Genomic DNA, 16,975 nt, shown 5'->3' on the forward strand with positions numbered 1-16,975 from the left:
ATGACCGACTTCTCCGCCTACGCGGACTACCGGACCGGTGAGCCGGTCGTCGACACCAAGGCCCCTTCCGGCCCCGTCGCCGAGCGCTGGGACAAGCGCCGCTTCGAGGCCAGGCTGGTCAACCCGGCCAACCGGCGCAAGCACACGGTCATCGTCGTGGGCACCGGCCTCGCGGGCGGCTCGGCCGGCGCCACCCTCGCCGAACAGGGCTACCACGTGGTCCAGTTCTGCTACCAGGACTCCCCGCGCCGCGCCCACTCCATCGCCGCGCAGGGCGGCATCAACGCGGCGAAGAACTACCGCAACGACGGCGACTCCGTCCACCGCCTGTTCTACGACACCGTCAAGGGCGGCGACTTCCGGGCCCGGGAGTCCAACGTGCACCGGCTCGCGCAGATCTCGGTCGAGATCATCGACCAGTGCGTGGCGCAGGGCGTGCCCTTCGCGCGCGAGTACGGCGGGCTGCTCGACACACGTTCGTTCGGCGGCGTACAGGTCTCGCGGACCTTCTACGCCCGCGGCCAGACGGGCCAGCAGCTCCTGCTGGGCGCCTACCAGGCCCTCAGCAGGCAGATCGCCGCCGGCAACATCGAGATGCACCCGCGCACCGAGATGCTCGACCTGATCGTCGTGGACGGGCGGGCGCGCGGGATCGTGGCCCGGGACCTGATCACCGGGAGGATCGGCACCTACTTCGCGGACGCCGTCGTCCTGGCGAGCGGCGGCTACGGAAACGTCTTCTACCTGTCGACCAACGCCATGAACTCCAACGCCACCGCGATCTGGCGGGCGCACCGGCGAGGCGCCTACTTCGCCAACCCCTGCTTCACGCAGATCCACCCGACCTGCATCCCGCGCACCGGCGACCACCAGTCGAAGCTGACGCTGATGAGCGAGTCGCTGCGCAACGACGGCCGGATCTGGGTGCCGAAGGCCAAGGGCGACGACCGTCCGCCGAACCGCATCCCCGAGGAGGAGCGCGACTACTACCTGGAGCGCATCTACCCGGCCTTCGGCAACCTGGTCCCACGGGACATCGCCTCCCGCGCCGCCAAGAACGTCTGCGACGAGGGCAAGGGCGTCGGCCCCGGCGGACAGGGCGTGTACCTCGACTTCGCCGACGCCATCGCGCGCATGGGCCGCGAGGCCGTCGAGGCCAGGTACGGCAACCTCTTCGACATGTACCAGCGGATCACCGACGAGGATCCGTACGAGGTCCCGATGCGGATCTACCCGGCGGTGCACTACACGATGGGCGGGCTGTGGGTCGACTACGACCTCCAGACCACCGTCCCCGGCCTGTTCGCGATCGGCGAGGCCAACTTCTCCGACCACGGGGCCAACCGCCTCGGCGCCTCCGCGCTGATGCAGGGGCTGGCCGACGGCTACTTCGTGCTGCCGGCCACCATCAACGACTACCTCGCCCGCAACCCGCACCAGGACGAGGTGACCCTCGAACACCCCGTCGTCCAGGAGGTGCTGGCGCAGACCCAGGACCGCCTGAACCTGCTGCTCTCGGTCGACGGCGACCGCACCCCGGACTCCTTCCACCGCGAGGTCGGCGAACTCATGTGGGAGTTCTGCGGCATGGCCCGCACCGACGCCGGTCTGCGCAAGGCCCTGAGCCGCATCCCGCAGATCCGCGAGGAGTTCTGGCGGCGCGTCAAGGTGCCCGGCACCGGCGAGGAGTTCAACCAGTCCCTGGAGAAGGCCAACCGCGTCGTCGACTACCTGGAACTCGCCGAGCTGATGTGCCTCGACGCGCTGCACCGCGCCGAGTCCTGCGGCGGCCACTTCCGCGAGGAGTCGCAGACCCCGGACGGTGAGGCGGCCCGGCGGGACGAGGAGTTCGGGTACGCGGCCGCCTGGGAGTTCACCGGGACCGGCGAGGCCCCGGCCCTGCACCGGGAAGACCTGGTCTTCGAGTACGTCCACCCCACCCAGCGGAGCTACGCATGAGGCTCAACCTGCGCGTCTGGCGGCAGAAGAACGCGGACGCCGACGGCGCCATGTCCACGTACGAGGTGGACGGCATCTCACCCGACATGTCCTTCCTGGAGATGCTCGACACCCTCAACGAGGAGCTCATCCTGCGCGGCGACGACCCGGTCGCCTTCGACCACGACTGCCGCGAGGGCATCTGCGGCGCGTGCTCGCTCGTCATCAACGGCGACGCGCACGGCCCGGAACGGACCACCACCTGTCAGCTGCACATGCGGTCCTTCCGGGACGGCGACACGATCGACGTCGAGCCGTGGCGGGCCGCCGCCTTCCCGGTCGTCAAGGACCTGGTGGTCGACCGCAGCGCCTTCGACCGGATCATCCAGGCCGGCGGGTACGTCACCGCCCCGACCGGAGCCGCCCCCGAGGCCCACGCGACGCCCGTGCCCAAGCCCGACGCCGACTTCGCCTTCGAGCACGCCGAGTGCATCGGCTGCGGGGCGTGCGTCGCCGCCTGCCCGAACGGCGCGGCGATGCTGTTCACCTCCGCCAAGGTCAACCACCTCAACGTGCTGCCCCAGGGCGCGCCCGAGCGGGAGACCCGGGTGCTGGACATGGTGGCGCAGATGGACGAGGAGGGGTTCGGCGGCTGCACGCTGGCGGGCGAGTGCGCGACCGCCTGCCCGAAGGGCATCCCGCTGGTGTCCATCACCGGCATGAACAAGGAGTGGCTGCGGGCCACCCGGAAGGTCACGAAGCGGTAGTGCCGCAGGCGGAGCGTGGTTCTCGGGGCTGCCGGTCCGCACGGGCCGGTCGCGCGGCTCCCCGCACTCCTCGGGCCGCTCCGACGCCCGCTGCGCGAAGAGACGTTCGCCGACAAGGTGCGGACGGGCGGGGCCGGGAGTGGTGCTCATCCCCGGCCCCGCCAGGCATCCGCGGCGCGGGGCGGGCGGTGACTCCCGGGATTCAGCAGCCGCACATCCACGGGCCCCGCGCCGGTCACGCCGAGGCCAGCCGGGCGCGGAAGAAAGCAGGTGCGGATTCCCCGTGCACCGTCCCCATGCTTCTTCCGCTCGGCGCAGGAGACCTCCATGACCGCCATGCCCGTCGCACCCCCCGCTCTCGCCGCGCCGCCCGTCGGTTCCGGCTATCGCGTCTCGCTCGCCCGCGACCAGGACGACGTCCGGGCCGCGCAACGGCTGCGCCACCAGGTGTTCGCCGGGGAGCTGGGCGCCCGGCTCGACGGCCCGGAACCGGGCCTGGACACGGACGCCTTCGACGCGTACTGCGATCACCTGCTCATCCGCGACAACGCCACCGGCGAGGTGGTCGGCACCTACCGGCTGCTGCCGCCCGAGCGGGCCGCGATCGCCGGACGGCTCTACTCGGAGGGCGAGTTCGACCTCGGACCGCTCGACGCGATCCGGCCCGGCCTGGTCGAGGTCGGCCGCTCGTGCGTGCACCCCGACCACCGGGACGGCGCCGTCATCGGGCTCATCTGGGCCGGCATAGCCCGCTACATGGTGGACCGCGGCCACGAGTGGCTGGCCGGCTGCTGCTCCGTCCCGCTGGCCGACGGCGGCACGCTGGCGACGGCGACCTGGGACCGGGTGCGCGACAGGCACCTCGCCCCGCCGGAGTACCGGGTACGGCCGCTGCGGCCCTGGACCACGAACGGCACCGGCCCGGCCGCCCGCACCGAACTCCCGGCGCTGCTGCGCGGCTACCTGCGCCTCGGCGCCTGGGTGTGCGGGGAGCCCGCCCACGACCCCGACTTCGGCGTCGCCGACCTGTATGTGCTGCTGCCGATGAGCCGGGTCAACCCTCGCTACCTGCGGCACTTCCTCTCGCTCGTCCCGGCCTGATGAGCGGCTGGCTGCCCAGCGCGCCCTGCACCCCGCGGGCGTGCGTGGAGACGACGGCGAGCCTCACGACCGTGCCCCGGGCCGTGCTGCGGCTCACGGCGGTGGTCGTGCTGGTCCTGGTCGGGGTGGTGCTGGCGCCGGTCGGCGGTCGGTTCCCGTCCCGCGTCGTGCGGTACTGGAGCCTGACCGTCGTCAGGGCGGCGGGGGTGCGGGTCCGGGTGACCGGCGCGACCGCGCCCACCGGCACCGGGCTGCTGCTGGTCGCGAACCACATCTCCTGGCTGGACATCCCGCTGCTGGCCGCCGTCCGCCCGGCCGGGATGCTCGCCAAGGACGAGATCCGCAGGTGGCCGGTGGCGGGCACGCTGGTGGCGCGCGGCGGTGTCCTGTTCATCGACCGCGACCGGCTGCGGGCCCTGCCCGCCACGGTCGCCACGATCGCCGAGGCCCTGCGCGCCGGGCGGGCGGTGGCGGTGTTCCCGGAGGGGAGCACCTGGTGCGGCCGGGCCCAGGGGCACTTCCGGCGGGCGGTGTTCCAGGCCGCCCTGGACGCCCGGGTGCCGGTGCAGCCCGTACGCATCCGCTACCGGGACCGCGCGGGAGCGGCCAGCACCGTGGCCGCGTTCGTCGGCGACGACCCGCTGCTCGCCTCGCTGTGGCGGGTGGTGTCGGCACGGGGCCTGGTGGCGGAGGTCGAGGTCCTGCCCGCGCTCGCGCCGGGCAGCCACCCCGACCGCAGGGCGCTGGCCGCGGCCGCCGGCGCCCAGGTCCTGGACGGCCCGCCCGAGCGCCGGCACTGGCCGGTGCGGATCCTCGGCCCCGCCTTCGGCCTCTCCCGGGAGTACCTCCGCAATCACCTCGGCATCCGCTTCCGTGTCGACAACCGCAGAAGCACCGAGGAACCGGGCCTCACCTGCCGGCCGATCGAGGAGACCCTGGTGGACCACCACCGGGCCCGGCGGGAGCAGCGAGGCTAGCGGAGCGTGCCCAGCACCCGGCGCAGATACGGCGCCGTCGTGCTCTCCTCGGCCGCCGCCACCTCCTGCGGCGTCCCCGTCGCCACGATCCGCCCGCCCGCGTCGCCGCCGCCGGGCCCGAGGTCGATCACCCGGTCGGCGCCCGCCACCACGGACATGTCGTGCTCGACGACGATCACGGTGTGCCCGGCGTCGACCAGGCCGTGCAGCTGCCGCATGAGGACCTCGACGTCGGCCGGGTGGAGACCGGCCGTGGGTTCGTCGAGGAGGTAGAGCGTGTGGCCGCGGCGGCCGCGCTGCAACTCGGCGGCCAGCTTGATGCGTTGGGCCTCGCCGCCGGAGAGTTCCGTCGCCGGCTGGCCGAGGCGCAGATAGCCGAGGCCCACGTCGAGGAGGGTCGCCAGAGCGCGCGAGACGGCCGGGACGTCGGCGAAGAAGTCCGCCGCCGACTCCACCGTCAGGTCCAGCACCTGCGCGATGTTCCGGTCCCGGTAGGTCACTTCGAGTGTCCCGGCGTTGTAGCGGGCCCCGCCGCAGTCCGGACAGGGCGCGTACGTGCTGGGCAGGAAGAGGAGTTCGACGCTCACGAAACCCTCGCCCTGACAGGTCTCGCACCGTCCTCCCGCCACGTTGAAGGAGAACCGGCCGACGCCGTACTTCCTGGTCCGGGCCGCGTCCGTCGCCGCGAAGACCCTGCGGACCACGTCGAACAGGCCCGTGTACGTGGCCAGGTTCGAGCGCGGGGTGCGGCCGATCGGCCTCTGGTCGACCGCGACGAGCCGGCCCACGCCGGGCAGGTCCTGCGTGATCTCCCCGACGAGCGTCGACTTTCCCGAGCCCGAGACGCCGGTCACCGCCGTGAACACGCCCAGCCCGAACTCCGCGGTCACCCCGCGCAGGTTGTGCCGGGTCACCGGACCGACCGTCAACCGGCCCCGGGCGGAGCGGACTTCCCGTACGGGTGCCAAAGAGCGGCCGAACAGGAAGCGTGCCGTCGCCGACTCCGCGACCGACGCCAGGCCGGCCACCGGGCCGCTGTGCAGCACCCGCCCGCCGTGCTCGCCCGCCCGCGGGCCCACGTCCACCAGCCAGTCGGCGGCGCGCATCACGTCCAGCCGGTGTTCCACCACGAACACCGAGTTGCCCGCCGCCTTCAGCCGCTCCAGCACCGTGAGCAGGGCCTCCGTGTCCGCCGGGTGCAGTCCCGCCGACGGCTCGTCGAGCACGTACACCACGCCGAACAGCCCGGAGCGCAGCTGGGTCGCGATCCGCAGCCGCTGGAGTTCGCCCGCCGACAGGGTGGGGGTGGCGCGGTCCAGACCGAGATAACCGAGTCCGAGTTCGAGGACGGGCGCGATCCGGGTGCGGAGGTCGTCGGTGAGGACACGGGCCGTCTCGGTCGTCCCCTCGAGCAGCCTGGCCAGTTCCGCCAGCGGCAGCGCGGCCAGTTCCGCGATCGTGCGGCCCGCGAAGGTCACGGCGAGCGACTCCGGCCGCAGCCGGCCGCCGGCGCACGCCGGACAGGGGGCGGCCGTCAGGAAGCGTTCCGCCCTGGCCCGCAGGGTCTGGCTCCTGGAGTCCGCGAAGGTCTTCATCACATAGCGGTGGGCGCTCATATAGGTGCCCTGGTAGGGACGTTGGATACGGTCCGCGTCCCGCACCGGGTGGACCGTCACCACCGGCTGCTCGTCCGTGAACAGGATCCACTCCCGCTGCTCGGCGGGCAGTTCGCGCCACGGGATGTCGACGTCGTGGCCGAGTGTGTCCAGGATGTCCCGCAGGTTCTTGCCCTGCCAGGCACCCGGCCAGGCGGCGATCGCGCCCTCGCGGACGGACAGCGACGGGTCCGGTACCAGCGACTCCTCGGTGGTGCGGTGCACTTCGCCGAGGCCGTGGCACTCGGGGCAGGCCCCGGCCGCCGTGTTGGGGGAGAAGGCGTCCGAGTCGAGGCGCTCCGCGCCCGGCGGGTAGTCGCCCGCCCGGGAGAAGAGCATCCGCAGCGAGTTCGACAGGTTCGTGACCGTGCCCACCGACGAGCGCGAGGTGGGCGTCGAGCGGCGCTGCTGGAGCGAGACCGCCGGGGGCAGCCCGGTGATCTCACCGACCTTCGGCGCGCCGACCTGGTGGATCAGCCGCCGCGCGTACGGCGCGACCGACTCGAAGTAGCGGCGCTGGGCCTCCGCGTAGATCGTCCCGAACGCCAGCGACGACTTCCCGGAGCCGGACACCCCCGTGAACACGGCCACCACGTCGCGCGGGACGTCGACGTCCACGCCCCGCAGGTTGTGCTCGCGGGCTCCCCGGACCCGGATGTACCCGTCCTTCGTGGACGGCTCGCCGCCGTGCGGCTCGGGTGGGCTCGGCATGGGGGAACTCCGTACGGGTCTTCGGCTGCGCGGCCGGCGCGGGGCGGGACAAACCCCGCAATCCTATGCGCGCGGGGTGTATGGCGCCCGGTGACCGGCTCGGGGCCGGCCGTCAGCCGCCGCCGCGCTCCGCGTGCACGATCCCGGCGAGCCGCCGGTAGGAGTCCAGCAGCGCGGCCCGGTCGTAGGTGCTGGTGGTGACCAGGACCTCCTGCGCCCCCGTCTCCTTCAGCACCGTCTCCAGCTCGGCCGCGACCTGCTCCTCGGTGCCCGCGAGATGGCCGGTGAGCCCGGACTCGTAGAAGCCGCGCTCCTTCGCGGTCATCGCGCGCAGCCCGGCCTCCTCGGCCGGTGGCAGGGGCGGGAAGGTGCCGTGGGTGCGGGAGTACGCCATCGACCAGGCCTCCGGGACGAGGAGCCGTCGCGCCTCCTCGGGCGTGCGGGCCACCGCGATCGTGCCGGAGATGACCACATACGGCTCCGACGCCCAGGGGGAGGGCCGGAAGAGGGCCCGGTAGCGGTCGATGCCGCGCCGCATCTTCTCGCGGCCGCGCAGGTCGCCGATGACCATCGGCAGCCCCGCGCGGGCGGCGATCTCCGCGCCCTCGCCCATGGCCAGCACGAACGGCGGCACGGTCAGCCCTTCCGAGGGCCGGGCGTGCACGCCCGTGGGCGAGCCGCCGAGGAACCAGCCGAGCAGTTCCCGCAGCTGTCCCGCGAAGTCGTCCGCGTCGTCCTTGTCCCGTCCCAGCGCCCTGCGCACCCCGTCGGTGAAGCCCACCGAGCGCCCCAGGCCCATGTCGACGCGGCCCGGGAACAGCGACTCCAGGACACCGAACTGCTCGGCCACGACCAGGGGCCGGTGGTTGGGCAGCATCACCCCGCCGGTGCCGACCCGGATCCGGTCCGTGGCGCCGGCCACGGCCGCGGCCAGCACCGTGGGCGCCGATCCGGCGACCCCGGGCACGCCGTGGTGCTCCGATACCCAGAACCGGTGGTAGCCCAGCGCCTCCGCCTCCCGAGCCAGCCGCACGGTGTCCCGGAGCGCCTCGGCGCCGGTGTGGCCCTCGCGCGTGCGCGAGCGGTCGAGGACGGAGAAGCGGGCCGAGGCGATCACGGAGCTCATACGGGGTTCAACACCGCGGGGCCCGCTGGATTCCCCGCACGGCGCGACGCCCCGCGCGGGGAACGCCCGGGCGCCGACGCCGGTCGGCCCTCGGGGAGCAGCAGGCCGCGCCGGTACGCCGTCACCAGGTGCCGGTGCACGAGACGGCGGACGCCGTCGACGGTGACCGGTACGAGTGAGCAACCGCGGGCCGGCCGGGGCGGTTCGACCGGGTGGCCGGCCCGCCCCGACCGGCCGGGGCCGGCTGTCTAGGGTGGACGGCGTGACCGACAGCAGCAGGCGACCCGTCGCCGTCTTCGACCTGGACAACACCCTCGCCGACACGGCCCACCGGCAGCGGTTCCTGGAGCGCAGCCCGCGCGACTGGGACGCGTTCTTCGCGGCCGCGCCGCAGGACCCGCCGATCCCGGAGGGCGTCGAGATGGTGCTGGCCCGCGCCGAGGAGTGCGAGGTCGTCTACCTCACCGGCCGGCCCGAGCGGTGCCGGCGCGACACACTGGCGTGGCTCGCCGCGCAGGGGCTGCCGGAGGGCCGCGTCCACATGCGTCGCAACGACGACCGCAGGCCCGCCAGGCGCACCAAGCTGGAGGTGCTGCGCCGGCTGGCCCGCGACCGGGAGGTGCGGGTCCTGGTGGACGACGACGAGCTGGTGTGCGCCGACGCCCGACGGGCCGGTTTCACCGTCGTCCTGGCACGCTGGACGGCTCCTTCGGGCGCGCTGAAGCAGGCGCAGGAGGGCGAGGGGCGTACCTGAGGGGCGGCCGTGGGGGAAGTCTCGGCCGTGCGGGAAGTCGCGGCCGTCCGGGAAGTCTAGGCCGTTCGGGAAGTCTCGGCCGTGCGGGAAGTCGCGGCCCTTCGGGAGGGTGCCGGGCGCCGTCAGGCCGACTCGTCCAGGCGGAAGCCGACCTTCAGGCCCACCTGCCAGTGCGCGATGTCGCCGTTCTCGATCTGGCCGCGCACCTGCGTCACCTCGAACCAGTCCAGGTTGCGCAGGGTCTGCGAGGCGCGGGTGATGCCGTTGCGGATGGCGTCGTCGACGCCGTCCGGTGAGGTGCCGACGATCTCCGTGACCCGGTAGGTGTGCTTCGACATCAGGGTGCTCCTCTCGACCGTGACGGCCTCGTCACGTGTGTCACGCGTCACTCCACCGTGCCCCAAGCTGCGGCGGAGCGCGAGGCGTCGGACCGGACGGGGCCCTTCCGCCCGGTCCCTCTTGACCCCCTGTATTGGTCCATACCAAAATCCGGGGCACCCGTACGAGCGCCGCGCTCGTCCCCCACGTCGGGCCTCTCGCCCTGTCCACCGGGCAGAACAGGACCCCCGTGAGACGTCGCCTCCTCGCCCTCCTCTGCGTGTCCGCCTGCTTCCTGACCGCCTGTGGTGTGCTGCCGGGGACGGGGGGACCCGACCGCCGCACGGTCACGGTGTGGCTGATGAAGGACAGCGCGTCGCAGGAGTTCCTGGACCGGTTCACCGAGGACTTCGAACACGACCACCCGGATCTCGACCTCGACATCCGTATCCAGGAGTGGACCGGGATCGGCGGCAAGGTACAGGCCGCGCTGGAGGCCGACGACGGGAACGGGCCGGACGTCATCGAGGTCGGCAACACCCAGGTCCCGCGGTACGTCGACGGCCGCGGACTGCTCGACCTGACCCTGGAGTCCGCCGCGAAGTGGGGCCGGGACGACTGGCTGCCCGGCCTCGCCGAACCGGGGCAGCAGCGATTCCACCAGTACGGCATCCCCTGGTACGCCGCGAACCGGGTCGTGATCTACCGCAAGGACCTCTTCGAGCAGGCCGGCATCACCGCCGCGCCCCGCACCCGCGCCGAGTGGCTGGCCGCCACCGAGAAGCTGAACGCGGACGGGAACCAGGGCATCTACCTGGCCGGGCAGGACTGGTACACGCTCGCCGGGTTCATCTGGGACGAGGGCGGCGACCTCGCCACCGAGGACGGCGGCCGCTGGGAGGGCGCCCTCGACACCCGGGCCGCCCTGCGCGGCATGGACTTCTACCGGCGGCTCCAGTCCCTCGGCGGCGGCCCGGTGGCGGCGGACGAGGAACACCCGCCCCAGGCAGGGGTGTTCGCCGCGGGCAAGGTGGCGCAGATCGTGGCCGTGCCCGGACTGGCCCGCGCGGTGGTACAGCAGAATCCCTCCCTGGACGGCGAGTTGGGCTTCTTCCCGGTGCCCGGCAAGAGCGCGGGCAGGCCCGGCGCGGTCTTCACCGGCGGCTCCGACCTCGTCGTCCCGCGCAACACCGACGTCAGACAGGGCGCCATCGAGGTGGTCGCCGCGCTCACCGGCGCCAAGTGGGACACCGAACTGGCCCGCACCATGAACTACGTGCCGAACAAGGCGAAGCTGGCGAAGTCCGTGGCCGGCGAGGAGGGGGTCGCGGCCATGGCGGCGGGGGCCGCGCAGGGCCGCGCGACCCCCAGCACACCCGAGTGGGCCGCCGTCGAGGCGGACAACCCGATCAAGGACTACATGACGAAGGTGCTCACCGGCGCCGAACCGGCGACCGAGGCCCGCCGCGCCGCCCGCCGGATCACGCAGGCGCTGACGGTGACCTTCTGACGGCCTCGGTCGCCCTGCCCGGTGCTCACCGGGCAGGGTCCGGCGGGTGCTCGGTGCTCGGTGCTCGGTGGGCGGTGGTCAGCGGGCGGTACTCAGTGACAGCGCGAAGCGGCCCGCGCCGTCCGTCCACCAGTGACTCAACTCCAGTCCGGCAGCGGAGAGTTCCGCGCGCACTCCCTCCTCCCGGAACTTCGCCGACACCTCGGTGCGCAGTTCCTCGCCGGCCGCGAAGTCGACGGCGAGGTCGAGCGCGGGAACCTTCACGGTCTGCGCCGTACGGGAGCGCAGCCGCATCTCGATCCACTCGTTGTCCGCGTCCCAGAGGGCGACGTGGTCGAAGGCCGCGGGGTCGAAGTCGGCACCCAGCTCACGGTTGACCACGGCCAGCACGTTCTTGTTGAACGCGGCCGTCACGCCGGCCGCGTCGTCGTACGCCCGCACCAGCACCCGCTCGTCCTTGACGAGGTCGGTGCCCAGCAGCAGCGCGTCGCCCGGCGCGAGCAGCGCGCGCACCGAGGCGAGGAACAGTGCGCGCTCGGCCGGCAGCAGGTTGCCGATCGTGCCGCCGAGGAACGCCACCAGGCGCGGCCCCGGGGTGTCGGGCAGTGCCAGTGCCGCCGTGAAGTCGGCGATCAGGGCGTGCACGTTCAGTCCCGGCCGCTCGGCGATCAGGGCCTGCCCGGCCTGGGTGAGGGCGCTCTCGCTGACGTCGACGGGTACATACGTGTCCAGGCCGGCCAGCGCGTCGATCAGGTAGCGGGTCTTCTCCGAGGAGCCCGAGCCGAGTTCGACGAGCGTGCGGGCACCGGCCGCCGCTGCGATCTCGCCGGCCCGGTCCACGAGGATCTCGCGCTCGGCGCGCGTCGGGTAGTACTCGGGCAGTTCGGTGATCTGCTCGAACAGCTCGCTGCCGTGCGCGTCGTAGAACCACTTCGGCGGCAGCGTCTTCGGGGTGTCGGTGAGGCCGCGCCGGACGTCGGCGCGCAGCGCGGCGTCCGTGGCGTCCTCGGGGAGGGTGCGGGTGGTGCGGAACGGGCTCACGTGCCGGTCTCCTCGGTCGGTGCGGATGCCGTGTCGGTGCTCGGTTCCTTGAGCGGGGTGAGCAGGACGTCGGCGCGGCTCGCCGCGAGCAGGGTGCGGTCGGGGACCTCCTGCCAGCGCGGATCGTCGTCGTACGGTTCGGAGGCCACGACCGTGCCGCGGCCGGGCTCCGCCAGATACCAGAGGGTGTCGCCCCAGGCGGTGGCGGTGATGGACTCCCCGTCGGTGAGGAGCAGGTTGAGACGCGAGCCGGGAGCCGACGCGGCGACCTCGAGCACCGTGTCCGCCAGCGCCTGGCTCCCCGTGTCGCCGGCCCGCAGCCGGGCCAGGACCAGCGCCCAGACGAACGCGGAGTCGTTGCGCGCCTCCATCGACAGCAGGTCCGCGGCGGGCAGCGAACCGGTCAGCGACTCCAGTGAGCCCGGCCAGCCCGCGACCGCCCCGTTGTGGCTGAACAGCCAGGTCCCGGCCGCGTACGGCGCCGCGGCGGCCTCCGCGTCGGCACCGGCCAGCGTCGCGTCCCGTACGGCGGCCAGCAGCGCCCGGCTGCGGACGACCCGGGCCAGGTCGGCGAAGGACAGGTCCGCCCAGATGGGTCCGGCCCGGCGGTAGCGGGCCGGCACCGGATCCCCTTCGGCGTACCAACCCACCCCGAAACCGTCGGCGTTGACGGTCCCGTACCGCTGCCGCCGGGGAGCCCACGACTGCCGGTACAGGCTGTGCCCGGGTTCCACGAGGAGCCGTCCGAGCGGCTCCCCGTGCCCCAGGTAGGCGAGGTGACGGCACATCAGACGGCCCCCGAGCGGGCCGTGCGGAACCCGGAGAAGATCTGCCGCCGGATCGGGTAGTCCCAGTTGCGGAACGTGCCCCGGCAGGCCACCGGGTCCACCGCGAACGAACCGCCGCGCAGCACCTTGTACTCGGGGCCGAAGAACACCTCCGAGTACTCCTTGTACGGGAACATGCGGAATCCGGGGTAGGGAAGGAAGTCGCTGGACGTCCACTCCCAGACGTCGCCGATCAACTGCCGCACCCCGAGCGGGGACGCACCGGCCGGGTAGCTGCCGGCCGGGGCCGGCCGCAGGTGGCGCTGGCCCAGGTTGGCGTGTTCGGGGGCGGGTTCGGCGTCGCCCCACGGGTAGCGCATCGAGCCGCCGGTCGCCGGGTCGAAGCGGGCCGCCTTCTCCCACTCCGCCTCGGTGGGCAGCCGGCGTCCGGCCCAGCGGGCGTAGGCGTCGGCCTCGTACCAGCACACGTGCAGTACCGGCTCGTCGTGCGGTACGACCTCGGTGACCCCGAAGCGGCGGCGCAGCCACTGCCCGCCGTCCCGGTGCCAGAACAGCGGGGCGCGGATGCCGCTGCGGAGCACGTGCGCCCAGCCCTCCTTCGTCCACCAGCGCTCGTCGTCGTAGCCGCCGTCCTCGATGAACGCCTGGTAGGCGCCGTTCGTCACCGGGGTGGTGTCGATGTGGAAGGGGGCCACCTCGCGCCGGTGCGCGGGCCGTTCGTTGTCCAGCGCCCAGGGCTCACCGGAGGTGCCCATCGTGAACGGGCCGCCGGGCACGAGGACCTCGGCCGGGCCGGTGAACAGCGGCACCGGATCCGGGTCGGGCGCGGTGAGGGCCTGCGGGCCGGCCCGGAGCTGATGGGTGATCAGCATGGTCTCGTCGTGCTGCTGTTCGTGCTGCGCGATCATCCCGAAGGCGAAACCGGCCTCCGTCAGCCGGGTGCCGCCGAAGTCGGCGGACTCCAGCACGTCCATCACCCGGCCGCGCACCTCCGCGGCGTACCGGCGGGCCTCGCCCGGCGGCAGCAGCGGCAGGGAGGGCCGTTCGGCACGCGAGTGCTCGAAGGCGTCGTACAGGCCGTCGATCTCGGGGCGCATCGCCTCACGGCCGGCCACCGTGCGCAGCAGCCACAGCTCCTCCTGGTTCCCGATGTGCGCGAGGTCCCACACCAGGGGGGACATCAGGGGGGAGTGCTGGGCGGTGAGGTCGGGCTCCTCGACGCAGCTCGTCAGGAGCGTGGTGCGCTCCCGGGCCGTGGTGAGGGAGGCCAGCACCCGGGTGCGGAGGGTCTCCGCGTCCAGGCCGGGGCCGTCGTCCGGTCCGGGAACGGCGTCCAGCGCCTGCCCGGTGTCCAGGGCGGGGTCGGTCATGTGCGGAGGTCCTTCCCGTACGCGCGGGTGTCCGTGCCGCGCAGGCGGTCGAGCAGGTCGTCGGCCGGGGTGCGGCCCTGGAGGACGTACCGCTCGAGGTAGCCCGACACGGCGTCCGTCACCGCCTCGGTGGCGCCGAGGCGGGGCAGCGCCCGCACAGCCGTGGTGAAGCAGGTGACGGCGACCTCGTGCAGCTCCGGGTCGGTCAGTCCGTACCGGGCCGCGTCGATCCACAGCGGATTGTGCGGCGCCGGCAGCGGCCGGGCCCGCTCGGCCAGCGGCTTCACCGCGCGATAGACGTTCTCGGCGGCCTCCGGGTCGTCGAAGAGCGCCGTCGTCACGGCGAGCGGCACGATCCAGCCGTCGTCGCCGGGCTGCGCGTCGATCATGCGCAGTTCCAGGTGGCCGCGTGGTCTGACCGGCGGGAACAGCGTGGTGAGGTGGTAGTCGAGGTCCTCCCGGGTCGGTGCTCCCGTCCGGGTCCACTGCCGGAAGGTGAGCCGGTCGGGCACCTCCCACGGCCCGCTGTCGCGCCGGACGCACATCACCGGCGCGTCCAGCACGTGCCGGGCCCAGGCCGCGCGCGGATCGCCGTCCAGCGGGGGGCCGCCCGCGCGGCCGGCGCCGATCTCCGTCCACAGCAGCTGCCGGGTGGAACGCCAGCCGGTGGGGGCGCCGCCGAGCAGCGGGGAGTTGGCGAAGGCCGCCACCAGTACGGCGCCCAGGGTGTGCGACAGCAACCAGCGCCGCCCGTGCCCCAGGGGGCCGGGCTCCTCGTACCCGGCGTCCAGGCAGACCTGCACGGAGGCCGAGGTGCACATCATGGCGCGGCCGGCCGGGCCCGTGCGGTCGAGGCATGCCTCCATGGCGTCGTAACGGGGCTCGTGGAGGAACCGGCGGGGTGTGCGCCAGGGGTCCGTGCCGTGGCCTGAGAGGGCGAGGCCCTGCTCGGCCAGGACCGCGCGGACGGCGGTCAGATCGGCGGAGACGATGCCCACGCACTCCATCAGGGAGGCGGCGGGCGGCGAGCTCAGTTCCAGCTGGCCGCCGGGTTCGACGGTGAGCGGTGAGCTCAACGGCAGGGTGCGCAGTGCGGCGTAGGCCGCTTCGAGTCGTTCGGGTGTGACGGGGAGCCGCGGCTCGCGCGGCTCGTGAACGAGCCATTCCACCTCGACCCCGACGGTGCGGGGTGGTCCGGTCTTGAAACAGATGCCCCTGACCAGGGCCTCCACCTCGGCTTCGGTGAGGGCGCTGCGGGTCGGGGTCTCGTCGGTACAGTCGCTGACTGAGTCGGACATGTCGGGATCCTCCTGAGATTCCACCATGCCACCGGTCCGGCCTCGGTGCGGCCGGACAGGCATCGCTCGTCCCACCCAAAACCCTCGAACGGATCCGCACAAGGGTACACAACCGTACATTCGGGACTGAGTTCGAGCTGTTTCCCAGGCGTTCCCGACCGGTCCGCGGAGCGTTTCCCGGCCCGGAAAACCCTGTTGCACGCGATGTCCAGGATCGCTCACGATGCGTGTATGAGCACGACGGGGGAGGCGGGCGGGGTGCGCGAGACCGCGCGGCGCACGGCCATGGGGTCCACGGGGGTGGCGCCATGAGCGCGCGGCTGCGCGGCATCGCGCGCGAGACGGAGGAGATCGTCGCGGCGGGGTGCTACCGCGCGTCCGACGGGCGCGAGGTGTCCCTCTCCGCGGCGATCGAGACGGCCCGGGCCGGGACGCGGATGGCGGGACCGGGGCCGGTCGACGTACCGGAGGGGCAGGCCGTGGACTCGCCGGCGCGGGCCTTCGGCGACACGTCGGTCGAGGTCACCGGCGAGAGCAGCCTGGAGGCCGCCCGCCGGCTGGCCGGCGCCGGTCCGGTCGCCGTGCTGAACTTCGCCTCCGCCCGCAATCCGGGCGGCGGCTACCTCAACGGCGCCCAGGCGCAGGAGGAAGCCCTGTGCCGGGCCTCCGCGCTGTACACCTGCCTGCTGGAGGCCCGGGAGTTCTACGACCACCACCGCGCCCACCGCGACCCGTTCTACACGGACCGCGTCATCCACTCACCGGCCGTGCCCGTCTTCCGTGACGACCGGGGCCGGCTGCTCGACGAGCCCTACGGCGCCGGTTTTCTGACGGCCGCCGCCCCGAACGCGGGCGTGGTGCTGCGGACGGTCCCGGAGCGCGCGTCCGGGTTGCCGGCCGCACTGGCCGTCCGCGCCGAGCGGGTCCTGGAGACGGCCGCCGCGCACGGCTACCGGCGGCTGGTGCTGGGCGCCTGGGGCTGCGGGGTGTTCCGCAACGACCCCGCGCAGGTGGCGGGGGCGTTCCGGGCGCTGCTCGGCCCCGGAGGGCGGTTCGAGCGGACGTTCGAGCATGTGGTGTTCGGGGTACTGGACCGGACGCCGGGAAGCGTGGTGCCGGCCGCTTTCGAGCGGGTGTTCGGCCAGGGGATCCCTCAGGTCCAGCCGTAGCGCTCGTGCAGGCGGTGCCGGACCAGGCTGAACCGCATCCGGTCCAGCGCGCAGGCCTCACGGCGCATGCCGCCCTCGTGCAGCCGCAGGACGCGGTCCACGGCCACCCAGGAGTCCCGCCCGGACCGGTCCCAGGGCCCGCTGCCGATCGGCACCCACTCCCGGTCGCCGTCGTGCCCCTTGCTCGACAGCTGTACGGCGAGGAAGGTCCCGCGGGCCTCCCGCGCGACGACGAGCACCGGGCGGTCCTTGCCCCGGCCGTCGTTCTCCTCGAAGGGCACCCAGGTCCACACGATCTCGCCGGGGTCCGGGTCTCCGTCGTGCGCGGGGGAGTACTCGGTACGCACCCGGCCGACCTCGCGGGGGTCGGCCTCGGTGGTGGCGGAGGGGCCGGAGCGGCCCGGGACGTCTGCATCGGTAAACGCGGTCACGGGGGCACCTTAAGCGGTGCC

At 73.5% G+C, this 16,975-nt stretch carries 15 protein-coding genes and 1 pseudogene; 7 read left to right on the forward strand and 9 right to left on the reverse strand.

Translation table 11 applies throughout. The annotated features are described in order from the left end of the window. The 4 genes from QQM72_RS07010 to QQM72_RS07025 all read left to right on the forward strand — a co-directional run bounded on the left by QQM72_RS07010 (position 1) and on the right by QQM72_RS07025 (position 4,783). Complete coding sequence (locus QQM72_RS07010; protein ID WP_314219902.1) at positions 1-1,959, forward strand: fumarate reductase/succinate dehydrogenase flavoprotein subunit; 1,959 nt, start codon at positions 1-3, stop codon at positions 1,957-1,959. Next, entirely contained in the window at positions 1,956-2,705 is a 750-nt protein-coding gene (locus tag QQM72_RS07015; RefSeq protein ID WP_314219903.1) for a succinate dehydrogenase/fumarate reductase iron-sulfur subunit, read from the forward strand. Before QQM72_RS07010 ends, QQM72_RS07015 begins: the two co-directional genes overlap by 4 nt. A 336-nt stretch (positions 2,706-3,041) precedes the next feature. Next, the gene (locus QQM72_RS07020) at positions 3,042-3,806 is read left to right on the forward strand and encodes a GNAT family N-acyltransferase (RefSeq protein WP_399076416.1); all 765 of its coding nucleotides are present in this window, start codon (positions 3,042-3,044) and stop codon (positions 3,804-3,806) included. Then, positions 3,806-4,783, forward strand: a complete 978-nt coding sequence (locus QQM72_RS07025) for a lysophospholipid acyltransferase family protein (RefSeq protein WP_314219905.1) — start codon at positions 3,806-3,808, stop codon at positions 4,781-4,783. The genes QQM72_RS07020 and QQM72_RS07025 overlap by 1 nt, the downstream gene beginning before the upstream one ends. Here QQM72_RS07025 and QQM72_RS07030 read toward each other — a convergent pair. The 3 genes and pseudogenes from QQM72_RS07030 to QQM72_RS07040 all read right to left on the reverse strand — a co-directional run. Then, the gene (locus tag QQM72_RS07030) at positions 4,780-7,149 is read right to left on the reverse strand and encodes an excinuclease ABC subunit UvrA (RefSeq protein ID WP_314219906.1); all 2,370 of its coding nucleotides are present in this window, start codon (positions 7,147-7,149) and stop codon (positions 4,780-4,782) included. The genes QQM72_RS07025 and QQM72_RS07030 overlap by 4 nt on opposite strands. A gap of 112 nt (positions 7,150-7,261) precedes the next feature. Continuing rightward, positions 7,262-8,275, reverse strand: coding sequence for an LLM class flavin-dependent oxidoreductase (locus QQM72_RS07035; protein WP_314219907.1), 1,014 nt, complete (start codon positions 8,273-8,275; stop codon positions 7,262-7,264). An 89-nt stretch (positions 8,276-8,364) separates the two neighbouring features. Beyond that, a pseudogene (locus QQM72_RS07040) lies at positions 8,365-8,454 on the reverse strand (50S ribosomal protein L32); the annotation flags it as partial. A gap of 83 nt (positions 8,455-8,537) precedes the next feature. On the opposite strand from QQM72_RS07040, the gene QQM72_RS07045 reads away from it, so the two are divergent. Then, complete coding sequence (locus tag QQM72_RS07045; protein WP_314219908.1) at positions 8,538-9,029, forward strand: phosphatase domain-containing protein; 492 nt, start codon at positions 8,538-8,540, stop codon at positions 9,027-9,029. 122 nt (positions 9,030-9,151) lie between these two features. Here the strand turns inward: QQM72_RS07045 and QQM72_RS07050 are convergent, their stop codons facing one another. Further along, the gene (locus QQM72_RS07050; RefSeq protein ID WP_020127554.1) at positions 9,152-9,367 is read right to left on the reverse strand and encodes a dodecin; all 216 of its coding nucleotides are present in this window, start codon (positions 9,365-9,367) and stop codon (positions 9,152-9,154) included. 230 nt (positions 9,368-9,597) lie between these two features. On the opposite strand from QQM72_RS07050, the gene QQM72_RS07055 reads away from it, so the two are divergent. Continuing rightward, positions 9,598-10,857, forward strand: a complete 1,260-nt coding sequence (locus QQM72_RS07055; RefSeq protein WP_314219909.1) for an extracellular solute-binding protein — start codon at positions 9,598-9,600, stop codon at positions 10,855-10,857. A gap of 78 nt (positions 10,858-10,935) precedes the next feature. Here QQM72_RS07055 and egtD read toward each other — a convergent pair whose 3' ends face one another. From egtD to egtA, 4 genes are read right to left on the reverse strand one after another with little or no spacing between them, the layout of a single operon-like run. Further along, positions 10,936-11,898 (reverse strand): L-histidine N(alpha)-methyltransferase, encoded by a 963-nt coding sequence (gene egtD / locus QQM72_RS07060; protein WP_314219910.1) that lies wholly within the window; start codon positions 11,896-11,898, stop codon positions 10,936-10,938. Next, positions 11,895-12,686, reverse strand: coding sequence for an ergothioneine biosynthesis protein EgtC (gene egtC / locus QQM72_RS07065; RefSeq protein ID WP_314219911.1), 792 nt, complete (start codon positions 12,684-12,686; stop codon positions 11,895-11,897). The genes egtD and egtC overlap by 4 nt, the downstream gene beginning before the upstream one ends. Further along, the gene (egtB, locus tag QQM72_RS07070) at positions 12,686-14,056 is read right to left on the reverse strand and encodes an ergothioneine biosynthesis protein EgtB (protein ID WP_314219912.1); all 1,371 of its coding nucleotides are present in this window, start codon (positions 14,054-14,056) and stop codon (positions 12,686-12,688) included. Before egtB ends, egtC begins: the two co-directional genes overlap by 1 nt. Continuing rightward, entirely contained in the window at positions 14,053-15,354 is a 1,302-nt protein-coding gene (gene egtA, locus QQM72_RS07075; protein WP_314219913.1) for an ergothioneine biosynthesis glutamate--cysteine ligase EgtA, read from the reverse strand. Before egtA ends, egtB begins: the two co-directional genes overlap by 4 nt. A 308-nt stretch (positions 15,355-15,662) precedes the next feature. Here egtA and QQM72_RS07080 point away from each other — a divergent pair, with 308 nt between their 5' ends. Continuing rightward, complete coding sequence (locus tag QQM72_RS07080) at positions 15,663-16,523, forward strand: TIGR02452 family protein (protein WP_314219914.1); 861 nt, start codon at positions 15,663-15,665, stop codon at positions 16,521-16,523. Here the strand turns inward: QQM72_RS07080 and QQM72_RS07085 are convergent. Next, positions 16,508-16,954, reverse strand: coding sequence for a type II toxin-antitoxin system PemK/MazF family toxin (locus tag QQM72_RS07085; RefSeq protein ID WP_314219915.1), 447 nt, complete (start codon positions 16,952-16,954; stop codon positions 16,508-16,510). The two genes, QQM72_RS07080 and QQM72_RS07085, sit on opposite strands and share 16 nt — an antisense overlap. Positions 16,955-16,975 lie beyond the last annotated feature (21 nt).

This window comes from Streptomyces zaehneri (assembly GCF_032248645.1).
GTDB classification, from domain to species: domain Bacteria; phylum Actinomycetota; class Actinomycetes; order Streptomycetales; family Streptomycetaceae; genus Streptomyces; species Streptomyces coriariae.

Coding starts and splice junctions, on each gene's coding strand:
- QQM72_RS07010 (WP_314219902.1), top strand. CDS start 1: ATGACCGACTTCTCCGCCTACGCGGACTACCGGACCGGTGAGCCGGTC.
- QQM72_RS07015 (WP_314219903.1), top strand. CDS start 1,956: ATGAGGCTCAACCTGCGCGTCTGGCGGCAGAAGAACGCGGACGCCGAC.
- QQM72_RS07020 (WP_399076416.1), top strand. CDS start 3,042: ATGCCCGTCGCACCCCCCGCTCTCGCCGCGCCGCCCGTCGGTTCCGGC.
- QQM72_RS07025 (WP_314219905.1), top strand. CDS start 3,806: ATGAGCGGCTGGCTGCCCAGCGCGCCCTGCACCCCGCGGGCGTGCGTG.
- QQM72_RS07030 (WP_314219906.1), bottom strand. CDS start 7,149: ATGCCGAGCCCACCCGAGCCGCACGGCGGCGAGCCGTCCACGAAGGAC.
- QQM72_RS07035 (WP_314219907.1), bottom strand. CDS start 8,275: ATGAGCTCCGTGATCGCCTCGGCCCGCTTCTCCGTCCTCGACCGCTCG.
- QQM72_RS07050 (WP_020127554.1), bottom strand. CDS start 9,367: ATGTCGAAGCACACCTACCGGGTCACGGAGATCGTCGGCACCTCACCG.
- egtC (WP_314219911.1), bottom strand. CDS start 12,686: ATGTGCCGTCACCTCGCCTACCTGGGGCACGGGGAGCCGCTCGGACGG.
- egtB (WP_314219912.1), bottom strand. CDS start 14,056: ATGACCGACCCCGCCCTGGACACCGGGCAGGCGCTGGACGCCGTTCCC.
- egtA (WP_314219913.1), bottom strand. CDS start 15,354: ATGTCCGACTCAGTCAGCGACTGTACCGACGAGACCCCGACCCGCAGC.
- QQM72_RS07080 (WP_314219914.1), top strand. CDS start 15,663: ATGAGCGCGCGGCTGCGCGGCATCGCGCGCGAGACGGAGGAGATCGTC.